The sequence below is a fragment of the Staphylococcus sp. NRL 16/872 genome, assembly GCF_022815905.2.
Lineage (GTDB): Bacteria > Bacillota > Bacilli > Staphylococcales > Staphylococcaceae > Staphylococcus.
Genome location: NZ_CP119327.1, coordinates 793,561 through 805,608 on the forward strand (window position 1 = coordinate 793,561; position 12,048 = coordinate 805,608).

The following is a 12,048-nucleotide window of genomic DNA, read 5'->3' on the forward strand; positions in this document are numbered from 1 at the left end:
TAAAATATACATATAAAGAATACTAAGGGGGATTTACATTGTTAACGGTAGATCAAGTAAAAGAAATAGTTGGAGAATTAAAAGATCCAATTATCGATGTACCTCTTAAAGAAACAGATGGTATTGTCGAAGTTAAAACTAAAGAAGAAATAGAACATGTTAGCGTCAAAGTTGCAATTGCTCAATTAGGAGGACAACCTCAATTAGATTTACAAATGGCAATTGTTAAGGCACTAAAAGAAAACGGAGCAAATACAGTAGGTATACGTTTTGATGAATTACCTGCTGACAAAGTTGAACAATATACAGGTAAAGAGAAAGAACAGCCTAAAACAATAGAAGGATTATTATCAAAAGATAATCCAGTTGAATTTATAGCTATAGCCTCTGGTAAAGGTGGAGTAGGTAAATCAACTGTTGCAGTAAATTTAGCAGTTGCTTTAGCACGTGAAGGTAAAAGAGTAGGATTAGTTGATGCAGATATTTATGGTTTCAGTGTTCCTGATATGATGGGCATTGATGAAAAACCAGGAGTTGAAGGAAAAACAATTATTCCAGTAGAACGTCATGGAGTAAAAGTAATTTCAATGGCTTTCTTTGTAGAAGAAAATGCTCCAGTTATTTGGCGTGGTCCTATGCTAGGTAAAATGTTGACGAACTTCTTTGTAGAAGTGAAATGGGGAGAACTCGATTATTTATTACTTGATTTACCTCCAGGTACAGGAGATGTAGCATTAGATGTACATTCTATGTTACCAAGCAGTAAAGAAATTATCGTTACAACCCCTCATCCAACAGCTGCATTTGTTGCTGCAAGAGCGGGTGCGATGGCAAAACACACTGAACATTCAATTCTTGGTGTTATTGAAAACATGAGTTACTTTGAAAGTAAAGAAACAGGTAATAAAGAATATGTATTTGGAAAAGGCGGAGGTCGTAAACTAGCAGATGAGTTAAATACGCAACTACTAGGTGAATTACCATTAGAACAGCCAACTTGGAATCCAAAAGACTTTTCACCATCCATATATCAAGAGGAAGATCGCTTAGGTGGAATCTATAAACAAATCGCACAAAAAGTTATTGCATCTACTATTAAGAAATAAAAACTAAAAAAGTGTAATAAAAACGCATGAAATATTAAATTTCATGCGTTTTTTCTATTGCAATTTTTTGAAAAACTGATAGAATATTTTTTTGTGAGCAACAGAAATTATTAAAGTTGCTTCACAATAAAAATTATTTCAAATTATTGTTGACTTACATCTTTCAATTTGATAAGATATAAAAGTCGTCAAAAAGATGTAAATTCTTTTAAGGGATTGTTAAAATGGTGTAAAACTTACCATTGCAAAACTCGAAATGATGATTTAAAATAATAAAAGTAATCAAAAAAAGTTGTTGACTTTCTTTCTTAGAAGTTATACAATAAAAGAGATTGTTTTTAAAAATGAACATTGAAAACTGAATGACAATATGTCAACGTTAATTCCAATAAATGTAACTGTAAGTTACAAACACTATTTAGTATTATGAGCTAATCAAACATCATAAATTTTTATGGAGAGTTTGATCCTGGCTCAGGATGAACGCTGGCGGCGTGCCTAATACATGCAAGTCGAGCGAACAGACGAGGAGCTTGCTCCTCTGACGTTAGCGGCGGACGGGTGAGTAACACGTGGGTAACCTACCTATAAGACTGGGATAACTTCGGGAAACCGGAGCTAATACCGGATAATATTTTGAACCGCATGGTTCAATAGTGAAAGATGGCTCTGCTATCACTTATAGATGGACCCGCGCCGTATTAGCTAGTTGGTAAGGTAACGGCTTACCAAGGCGACGATACGTAGCCGACCTGAGAGGGTGATCGGCCACACTGGAACTGAGACACGGTCCAGACTCCTACGGGAGGCAGCAGTAGGGAATCTTCCGCAATGGGCGAAAGCCTGACGGAGCAACGCCGCGTGAGTGATGAAGGTCTTCGGATCGTAAAACTCTGTTATTAGGGAAGAACATACGTGTAAGTAACTGTGCACGTCTTGACGGTACCTAATCAGAAAGCCACGGCTAACTACGTGCCAGCAGCCGCGGTAATACGTAGGTGGCAAGCGTTATCCGGAATTATTGGGCGTAAAGCGCGCGTAGGCGGTTTTTTAAGTCTGATGTGAAAGCCCACGGCTCAACCGTGGAGGGTCATTGGAAACTGGAAAACTTGAGTGCAGAAGAGGAAAGTGGAATTCCATGTGTAGCGGTGAAATGCGCAGAGATATGGAGGAACACCAGTGGCGAAGGCGACTTTCTGGTCTGTAACTGACGCTGATGTGCGAAAGCGTGGGGATCAAACAGGATTAGATACCCTGGTAGTCCACGCCGTAAACGATGAGTGCTAAGTGTTAGGGGGTTTCCGCCCCTTAGTGCTGCAGCTAACGCATTAAGCACTCCGCCTGGGGAGTACGACCGCAAGGTTGAAACTCAAAGGAATTGACGGGGACCCGCACAAGCGGTGGAGCATGTGGTTTAATTCGAAGCAACGCGAAGAACCTTACCAAATCTTGACATCCTTTGACCACTCTAGAGATAGAGTTTTCCCCTTCGGGGGACAAAGTGACAGGTGGTGCATGGTTGTCGTCAGCTCGTGTCGTGAGATGTTGGGTTAAGTCCCGCAACGAGCGCAACCCTTAAGCTTAGTTGCCATCATTTAGTTGGGCACTCTAAGTTGACTGCCGGTGACAAACCGGAGGAAGGTGGGGATGACGTCAAATCATCATGCCCCTTATGATTTGGGCTACACACGTGCTACAATGGACAATACAAAGGGTAGCGAAACCGCGAGGTCAAGCAAATCCCATAAAGTTGTTCTCAGTTCGGATTGTAGTCTGCAACTCGACTACATGAAGCTGGAATCGCTAGTAATCGTAGATCAGCATGCTACGGTGAATACGTTCCCGGGTCTTGTACACACCGCCCGTCACACCACGAGAGTTTGTAACACCCGAAGCCGGTGGAGTAACCATTTGGAGCTAGCCGTCGAAGGTGGGACAAATGATTGGGGTGAAGTCGTAACAAGGTAGCCGTATCGGAAGGTGCGGCTGGATCACCTCCTTTCTAAGGATATATTCGGAACATCTCGCAGAGATGAAGGAATAACGTGACATATTGTATTCAGTTTTGAATGTTTATTTCAAACATTCAAAATAAATGATGATTGCATTAAGTGTTATATTTTGATATAATAACTCATTGTGATTGTTGAAAATTTAAGTTATTATTTAAAGAAATCGTTTCTCAGACGATGAGACGATTGACTAAATAATAGGAAATTGTACATTGAAAACTAGATAAGTAAGTAAATAGATTTTACCAAGCAAAACCGAGTGAATAGAGTTTTAAATAAGCTTGAATTCATAAAAAAATAATCGCTAGTGTTCGAAAGAACACTCACAGATTAATAACTATATTAGATTAAGTTATTAAGGGCGCACGGTGGATGCCTTGGCACTAGAAGCCGACGAAGGACGTTACTAACGACGATATGCTTTGGGTAGCTGTAAGTAAGCGTTGATCCAGAGATTTCCGAATGGGGGAACCCAGCACGAGTTATGTCGTGTTATCGACAAGTGAATTCATAGCTTGTCAGAAGGCAGACCCGGAGAACTGAAACATCTTAGTACCCGGAGGAAGAGAAAGAAAAATCGATTCCCTGAGTAGCGGCGAGCGAAACGGGAAGAGCCCAAACCAATAAGCTTGCTTATTGGGGTTGTAGGACACTCTATACGGAGTTACAAAGGAATATATTAGACGAATCATCTGGAAAGTTGAATCAAAGAAGGTAATAATCCTGTAGTTGAAAATATATTCTCTCTTGAGTGGATCCTGAGTACGACGGAGCACGTGAAATTCCGTCGGAATCTGGGAGGACCATCTCCTAAGGCTAAATACTCTCTAGTGACCGATAGTGAACCAGTACCGTGAGGGAAAGGTGAAAAGTACCCCGGAAGGGGAGTGAAAGAGAACTTGAAACCGTGTGCTTACAAGTAGTCAGAGCCCGTTAATGGGTGATGGCGTGCCTTTTGTAGAATGAACCGGCGAGTTACGATCTGATGCAAGGTTAAGCAGGAAATGTGGAGCCGTAGCGAAAGCGAGTCTGAATAGGGCGTTTAGTATTTGGTCGTAGACCCGAAACCAGGTGATCTACCCATGGTCAGGTTGAAGTTCAGGTAACACTGAATGGAGGACCGAACCGACTTACGTTGAAAAGTGAGCGGATGAACTGTGGGTAGCGGAGAAATTCCAATCGAACTTGGAGATAGCTGGTTCTCTCCGAAATAGCTTTAGGGCTAGCCTCAAGTGATGATTATTGGAGGTAGAGCACTGTTTGGACGAGGGGCCCCTCTCGGGTTACCGAATTCAGACAAACTCCGAATGCCAATTAATTTAACTTGGGAGTCAGAACATGGGTGATAAGGTCCGTGTTCGAAAGGGAAACAGCCCAGACCACCAGCTAAGGTCCCAAAATATATGTTAAGTGGAAAAGGATGTGGCGTTGCCCAGACAACTAGGATGTTGGCTTAGAAGCAGCCATCATTTAAAGAGTGCGTAATAGCTCACTAGTCGAGTGACACTGCGCCGAAAATGTACCGGGGCTAAACATATTACCGAAGCTGTGGATTGTCCTTTGGACAATGGTAGGAGAGCGTTCTAAGGGCGTTGAAGCATGATCGCAAGGACATGTGGAGCGCTTAGAAGTGAGAATGCCGGTGTGAGTAGCGAAAGACGGGTGAGAATCCCGTCCACCGATTGACTAAGGTTTCCAGAGGAAGGCTCGTCCGCTCTGGGTTAGTCGGGTCCTAAGCTGAGGCCGACAGGCGTAGGCGATGGATAACAGGTTGATATTCCTGTACCACCTAACATCGTTTTAATCGATGGGGGGACGCAGTAGGATAGGCGAAGCGTGCTGTTGGAGTGCACGTCTAAGCAGTGAGATTGAGTGTTAGGCAAATCCGGCACTCTTAAGATTGAGCTGTGATGGGGAGAGGAAATTGTTTCCTCGAGTCGTTGATTTCACACTGCCGAGAAAAGCCTCTAGATAGATAATAGGTGCCCGTACCGCAAACCGACACAGGTAGTCAAGATGAGAATTCTAAGGTGAGCGAGCGAACTCTCGTTAAGGAACTCGGCAAAATGACCCCGTAACTTCGGGAGAAGGGGTGCTCTTTAGGGTGCAAGCCCAGAAGAGCCGCAGTGAATAGGCCCAAGCGACTGTTTATCAAAAACACAGGTCTCTGCTAAACCGTAAGGTGATGTATAGGGGCTGACGCCTGCCCGGTGCTGGAAGGTTAAGAGGAGTGGTTAGCTTCTGCGAAGCTACGAATCGAAGCCCCAGTAAACGGCGGCCGTAACTATAACGGTCCTAAGGTAGCGAAATTCCTTGTCGGGTAAGTTCCGACCCGCACGAAAGGCGTAACGATTTGGGCACTGTCTCAACGAGAGACTCGGTGAAATCATAGTACCTGTGAAGATGCAGGTTACCCGCGACAGGACGGAAAGACCCCGTGGAGCTTTACTGTAGCCTGATATTGAAATTCGGCACAGCTTGTACAGGATAGGTAGGAGCCTTTGAAGCGTGAGCGCTAGCTTACGTGGAGGCGCTGGTGGGATACTACCCTAGCTGTGTTGGCTTTCTAACCCGCACCACTTATCGTGGTGGGAGACAGTGTCAGGCGGGCAGTTTGACTGGGGCGGTCGCCTCCTAAAAGGTAACGGAGGCGCTCAAAGGTTCCCTCAGAATGGTTGGAAATCATTCATAGAGTGTAAAGGCATAAGGGAGCTTGACTGCGAGACCTACAAGTCGAGCAGGGTCGAAAGACGGACTTAGTGATCCGGTGGTTCCGCATGGAAGGGCCATCGCTCAACGGATAAAAGCTACCCCGGGGATAACAGGCTTATCTCCCCCAAGAGTTCACATCGACGGGGAGGTTTGGCACCTCGATGTCGGCTCATCGCATCCTGGGGCTGTAGTCGGTCCCAAGGGTTGGGCTGTTCGCCCATTAAAGCGGTACGCGAGCTGGGTTCAGAACGTCGTGAGACAGTTCGGTCCCTATCCGTCGTGGGCGTAGGAAATTTGAGAGGAGCTGTCCTTAGTACGAGAGGACCGGGATGGACATACCTCTGGTGTACCAGTTGTCGTGCCAACGGCATAGCTGGGTAGCTATGTATGGACGGGATAAGTGCTGAAAGCATCTAAGCATGAAGCCCCCCTCAAGATGAGATTTCCCAACTTCGGTTATAAGATCCCTCAAAGATGATGAGGTTAATAGGTTCGAGGTGGAAGCGTGGTGACACGTGGAGCTGACGAATACTAATCGATCGAAGACTTAATCAATTTTTTCAAGTTTTGCGACGCAAAATCTTTACTTACTATCTAGTTTTGAATGTATAATCATTCACTTGTCTGGTGACAATGGCAAGGAGGTCACACCTGTTCCCATGCCGAACACAGAAGTTAAGCTCCTTAGCGCCGATGGTAGTTGGATTTACGTTCCGCTAGAGTAGGACGTTGCCAGGCATATATAATTATTCCGCAGTAGCTCAGTGGTAGAGCTATCGGCTGTTAACCGATCGGTCGTAGGTTCGAATCCTACCTGCGGAGCCATGGCTCCTTGGTCAAGCGGTTAAGACACCGCCCTTTCACGGCGGTAACACGGGTTCGAGTCCCGTAGGAGTCACCATTTTGTTGGAGAATTAGCTCAGCTGGGAGAGCATCTGCCTTACAAGCAGAGGGTCGGCGGTTCGAACCCGTCATTCTCCACCATTTATATGTCGGAGGGGTAGCGAAGTGGCTAAACGCGGCGGACTGTAAATCCGCTCCTTCGGGTTCGGCAGTTCGAATCTGCCCCCCTCCACCATCTTAATGGGCTATAGCCAAGCGGTAAGGCAACGGACTTTGACTCCGTCACGCGCTGGTTCGAATCCAGCTAGCCCAGCCATTAGAGCCATTAGCTCAGTTGGTAGAGCATCTGACTTTTAATCAGAGGGTCAGAGGTTCGAATCCTCTATGGCTCACTCACAAGCATCCCAAGTTGGGATGCTTTTTTTTGTTTTCGTAAGTTTTATCGGCTCTACGTCAAATCGGACTGATGAGTCCTAATATTGAGATTAAGCAACCTTAGGTTGTTTAATCTCTTTTTTTGTTGTTGAGGCAAATAGTCGCGAAGTTATAATAATTCGATTACGTAAATTATCATAATTTCTATAACCAAAAGATACCCTTTTAATGAGTTTGATTTTATTATTAATTCCTTCTAACGGACCGTTGGTCAGGTTAGAATATATCATGGTGTTTTCAATGAAAGCTGTTAATCTTCTTAAAGTTCTAATAACTGGACGTAATTTAGGACACACATCTGAAAGATGAATAGAAAAGAGTTTATGAGTAAATTTCTCTATTTGGTTTTCTTTTAATAATCGTCTTAGCTCATGAACGTAGTGATATGTATTAAATAATTCAACATCTACACTTAATAAGTAATTCATAATTCCTTTTTCGGTTTTCCACTCTTTAAATAAACGGACTTTACGATAATTAAATGCTTCTAGCGTTTCAAAAGGTTTAAGAAATAGTTTCCAATAACTTTTATATTTATTATAAAGCGGTCTATTAGAGGTTTTATAACAATTCATTATATGAACTCTAGACATATTTAACGCTCGATTTAAAGATTGAACAATATGAAAACGATCAATAATAATCTTCGCATTAGGAAATAATTGCTTGATTAGCGACATATAGGGTTCATACATATCAATCGTTACAGTTTTGACTTTTTTTCTTAGTTTCAAAGAATAACGATAAAAATGATCTTTCAGCGATTTTAACTTACGATCCGCTACCACATCTACGATGCGGTGCGATACAGCATCTGCATAAATAAAACTCATTTTTCCAATTACATTTTTAACACTTTTAAATTCGTCCATCATTAAGTGTTCAGGTAAAGCATCAAAAGAAGACTGACCTACGTCGCTTGCCGCTTGATTAATCACTCTAGATACAGTCATTGATGATACTAAGCATGACTTGGCGATAGATTTTTGAGAGCGGTATTCTTGTGCTTTATCTAAAACTGCAAGTTTTGTTTTGTTAGAAATAAAACAATGATTATCGACAATATTAGATTTAGCAGTAAAATAACTATCACATGTCTTACAATAAAATCTTTGTTTTTGAAGCTTCAAATAAGCAGGCATTTCCATAATTTTAAGTAAAGTAATCGTTGAAGTTTTCTTACCATTTTTAACTATAGAAAAATTTTCGTTTTTAGTTAAACAATTTTCACAATGTGTAGGTTGATAAGTGAGCTCTGCATAGTAAAACAAGCTCATTCGTCCTTTATATTTTTTCTCAATCACTTCATCTAAAAAATTTAGATTTTTATCTTTAATTCTTAATGTATTTAATATAGACTTACACATAGGCGCATTACCTTTCTTTTTTATTTGGTGTGGTAGCTAATAATTATAGAGGTAATTGCGCTATTTTTGTATTCAAAACATAAAAATTGGACTGATGATTTTTAGTCATCAGTCCAATTTATTATAGAGCCGTTTTATCAATAATATAAAGAAGAAGAAAATTTTTTGTTCAATTTAATTGTTCATATGACAGTAATGAATTTCATTGGTATAATTAACACTATGGAAAAATATATTCGGAGGAGATGCTATGGATTTTTCCAACTTTTTTGATAATCTAAGTACATTGAAAATAATTACAAGCGTACTGGATTTACTTATTGTATGGTATGTCCTTTATCTTCTCATTACTGTATTTAAGGGTACTAAGGCTATTCAGCTACTTAAAGGTATTTTATTTATAGTTATTGGTCAACAAGTTAGTAAAATTCTTAATTTAACTGCTACTTCAAAATTATTCGATATTGTTATTCAGTGGGGGGTATTAGCTTTAATAGTAATATTCCAACCTGAAATCAGACGAGCATTAGAACAGTTAGGCCGAGGAAGTTTATTCAAACGTTATACAAATACCTACAGTCATGATGAAGAAAAATTAATTCAAGCGGTATCTAAGGCTGTACAATATATGGCTAAAAGACGTATTGGTGCATTAATTGTTTTTGAAAAAGAAACAGGATTACAGGATTATATTGAAACTGGAATTGCAATGAATTCTGAAATTTCTCAGGAATTGCTAATCAATGTTTTTATACCAAACACACCTTTACATGATGGAGCTATGATTATTCAAAATTCTAAAATTGCTAGTGCTGCCAGCTATTTACCATTATCTGATAGTGCTAAAATTTCTAAAAGTTTAGGTACACGTCATAGAGCAGCTGTAGGTATATCAGAGGTTTCAGATGCATTTACTATTGTTGTGTCTGAAGAAACTGGATCAATATCAGTTACATTTGATGGGAAATTACGAAGAGATATTTCTTCTGAAGTCTTCGAAGAATTATTAGCTGAACATTGGTTTGGTACACGCTTTCAAAAGAAAGGTGTGAAATGAGATGTTAGAAAGTAAATGGGGCTTACGATTTATAGCTTTAGTGTTAGCTGTGTTCTTTTACTTATCTGTCAATAATGTTTTTGGTAACATTTTTAATAATAATAATTTATCTCAAAATTCATCTAAAACAATTGAAGATGTGCCTGTCGAAGTTCTTTATAATTCAAAAGAATTACATGTCACTAAAGCACCAGATACAGTTAATGTGACAATTTCTGGACCACAATCTAAGTTACTTAAAATTGAAAATTCGGATGATATTAAAGTAACCGTAGATTTATCTAATGCGAAAGCTGGTAATTATAAAGAAGATTACATTGTGAAAGGATTAAGCAATGATATCAATTACAATGTAAAACCTAAACAAGCTTATATTACATTAGAAAATAAGGATACTAAAACAATGCATGTACAACCGGATATTGGACAGAATGACATAGATGCTAATTATAAAGTTAAAGAGAGTAAAGTTGAGCCTGATACTGTGAAAGTCACAGGAGGAAAACAACAATTATCTAAAATTGCTTATTTAAAAGCTACTTATCGTGATGTAGATAAATTAAAAAAAGATACTTCTGATGTAGCAGACGTAACGGCTTTTGATAAACAACTTAATAAATTGAATGTTCATATTCAACCAGATCAAGTGAAATTAACAACAAAGGTCGAACCTTATAGTAAAAAAGTTAAAGTTAATGTACATACTAAAGGTAAGTTACCTGATGATGAAGAACTTGATGACATTTCATTAGACAAAGATGAAATTGAAATTTATGGTAATAGAGAAGCATTACAAGATATTAATGAGGTTGAAGCTATAGTTGATTTAGATGAAATATCTGAGTCGACAGATAAAAAAGTGAAAATTGACTTGCCTGATAAAGTTAAAAAATCTGAGACAAATGAAGTTACAGCACATATTAATTTGAAATAATTTTTTATAAATAAAGGAGTATTTAACAATGGGAAAATATTTTGGTACTGATGGAGTAAGAGGTATAGCTAATAAAGAGTTAACACCTGAATTGGCTTTTAAATTAGGTCGATACGGAGGCTATGTTCTAGCACATAATGAAGGTGAAAAACACCCTAAAGTTTTAGTTGGGAGAGACACGCGTGTTTCTGGAGAGATGTTAGAATCTGCATTAATCGCTGGATTGGCTTCAATTGGTGCAGAAGTAATGCGTTTGGGTATTATTTCGACTCCAGGTGTCGCTTATCTTACACGTGAAATGGGCGCGGAATTAGGTGTAATGATTTCAGCTTCTCATAACCCTGTAGCAGATAATGGTATTAAATTCTTTGGTGCTGATGGATTTAAATTATCAGACGAACAAGAAAATGAAATTGAAGCATTACTTGATCAAGAAAACCCTGAGTTACCAAGACCTGTTGGAAAGGATATTGTACACTATTCAGATTACTTTGAAGGGGCACAAAAATATTTAAGTTATTTGAAATCTACAATTGATGTTAATTTAGAAGGATTAAAAATTGTATTAGATGGCGCAAATGGTTCAACTTCTGCATTAGCACCATTCTTATTTGGAGATTTAGAAGCTGATACAGAAACAATTGGTTGCAGTCCTGATGGCTATAATATTAACGATGAATGTGGCTCTACTCATCCAGAGCAATTAGCTGAAAAAGTAGTTGAAACAAAAAGTGATTTTGGTTTAGCATTTGATGGTGATGGAGACCGTTTAATTGCAGTAGATGAAAATGGTAATATCATTGATGGAGACCAAATCATGTTTATTATTGGTCAAGCAATGCATAAAAATAATGAATTAAACAATAATATGATTGTTTCAACTGTAATGAGTAACTTAGGATTCTATAAAGCTCTAGAACAGGAAGGAATCGCTTCTAACAAAACTAAAGTTGGAGACAGATATGTAGTTGAAGAAATGCGAAGAGGCAACTACAATTTGGGTGGAGAGCAATCAGGTCATATCGTTCTTATGGATCACAATACAACAGGTGATGGCTTGTTAACAGGCGTACAACTTGCGTCAGTAATTAAAATGAGTGGTAAACCATTAAGTGAGTTAGCGGCTCAAATGAAAAAATACCCACAATCATTAATCAATGTAAAAGTTACTGATAAACATCATGTTCAAGATAATGAAGACGTGAAACAAGTGATGTCTGAAGTAGAAGAGGAAATGAACGGTGAAGGCAGAATATTAGTTAGACCTTCTGGTACAGAACCTTTAGTACGTGTAATGGTTGAAGCAGCTACAGACGAAGATGCTCAACGTTATGCTCAACGTATTGCTGACGTAGTTGAAGATAAAATGGGCTTAGATAAGTAGTAATTTTTCGAAATAGGGTCTTACAAATAAAATGTAAGACCCTATTTTATTATTTTTTTAAATTAAAACGCTTACATATATCGATGGACAAATTTTTTTGATAAATAAAAGTATAAATAATAATATTAGTTAAGTATTTGAGTAAGTTATAAAACTTATAATTTTAAAAAATGCACAATGTTGTTGTAAAATTATTTG

Annotated in this window: 5 protein-coding genes, 6 tRNA genes and 3 rRNA genes; 13 read left to right on the forward strand and 1 reads right to left on the reverse strand. The window is 39.2% G+C overall.

The genetic code is table 11. The features are described 5' to 3' along the window. Positions 1-38 precede the first annotated feature (38 nt). From MT340_RS03775 to MT340_RS03820, 10 genes are all read left to right on the forward strand, one after another. The gene (locus MT340_RS03775; RefSeq protein WP_243588846.1) at positions 39-1,106 is read left to right on the forward strand and encodes an Mrp/NBP35 family ATP-binding protein; all 1,068 of its coding nucleotides are present in this window, start codon (positions 39-41) and stop codon (positions 1,104-1,106) included. Positions 1,107-1,557: 451 nt separating this feature from the next. Further along, positions 1,558-3,108, forward strand: a 16S ribosomal RNA gene (locus tag MT340_RS03780). A 355-nt stretch (positions 3,109-3,463) separates the two neighbouring features. Further along, positions 3,464-6,385 (forward strand): 23S ribosomal RNA (locus MT340_RS03785). 68 nt (positions 6,386-6,453) lie between these two features. Then, positions 6,454-6,568: ribosomal RNA gene (rrf, locus tag MT340_RS03790) — 5S ribosomal RNA — on the forward strand. The 16S, 23S and 5S rRNA genes sit together here with 6 tRNA genes alongside, the layout of an rRNA operon. 12 nt (positions 6,569-6,580) lie before the next feature. Further along, positions 6,581-6,655 (forward strand) — tRNA-Asn (locus MT340_RS03795). A gap of 1 nt (position 6,656) precedes the next feature. Further along, positions 6,657-6,731, forward strand: a tRNA-Glu gene (locus tag MT340_RS03800). 7 nt (positions 6,732-6,738) lie between these two features. Further along, positions 6,739-6,814, forward strand: a tRNA-Val gene (locus MT340_RS03805). Between the two features lie 10 nt (positions 6,815-6,824). Then, a tRNA-Tyr gene (locus MT340_RS03810) sits at positions 6,825-6,908 on the forward strand. 6 nt (positions 6,909-6,914) lie between these two features. Further along, positions 6,915-6,989: transfer RNA gene (locus MT340_RS03815), tRNA-Gln, on the forward strand. Between the two features lie 3 nt (positions 6,990-6,992). After that, a tRNA-Lys gene (locus MT340_RS03820) sits at positions 6,993-7,065 on the forward strand. A gap of 93 nt (positions 7,066-7,158) precedes the next feature. On the opposite strand, the gene MT340_RS03825 is transcribed toward MT340_RS03820, so the two are convergent. Continuing rightward, positions 7,159-8,475: an ISL3 family transposase gene (locus tag MT340_RS03825; protein ID WP_243588819.1), complete on the reverse strand. Its 1,317-nt coding sequence runs from the start codon at positions 8,473-8,475 to the stop codon at positions 7,159-7,161. A gap of 250 nt (positions 8,476-8,725) precedes the next feature. Here MT340_RS03825 and cdaA point away from each other — a divergent pair, with 250 nt between their 5' ends. From cdaA to glmM, 3 genes are read left to right on the forward strand one after another with little or no spacing between them, the layout of a single operon-like run. After that, a complete protein-coding gene (cdaA, locus tag MT340_RS03830) occupies positions 8,726-9,532 on the forward strand; it encodes a diadenylate cyclase CdaA (protein ID WP_243588847.1) in 807 nt (268 codons plus the stop codon). A gap of 1 nt (position 9,533) precedes the next feature. Then, a complete protein-coding gene (locus MT340_RS03835) occupies positions 9,534-10,466 on the forward strand; it encodes a CdaR family protein (RefSeq protein WP_243588848.1) in 933 nt (310 codons plus the stop codon). Positions 10,467-10,494: 28 nt separating this feature from the next. Next, on the forward strand, positions 10,495-11,850 hold the full coding sequence (glmM, locus tag MT340_RS03840; protein WP_243588849.1) for a phosphoglucosamine mutase: 1,356 nt from the start codon (positions 10,495-10,497) through the stop codon (positions 11,848-11,850). Positions 11,851-12,048: the final 198 nt, after the last annotated feature.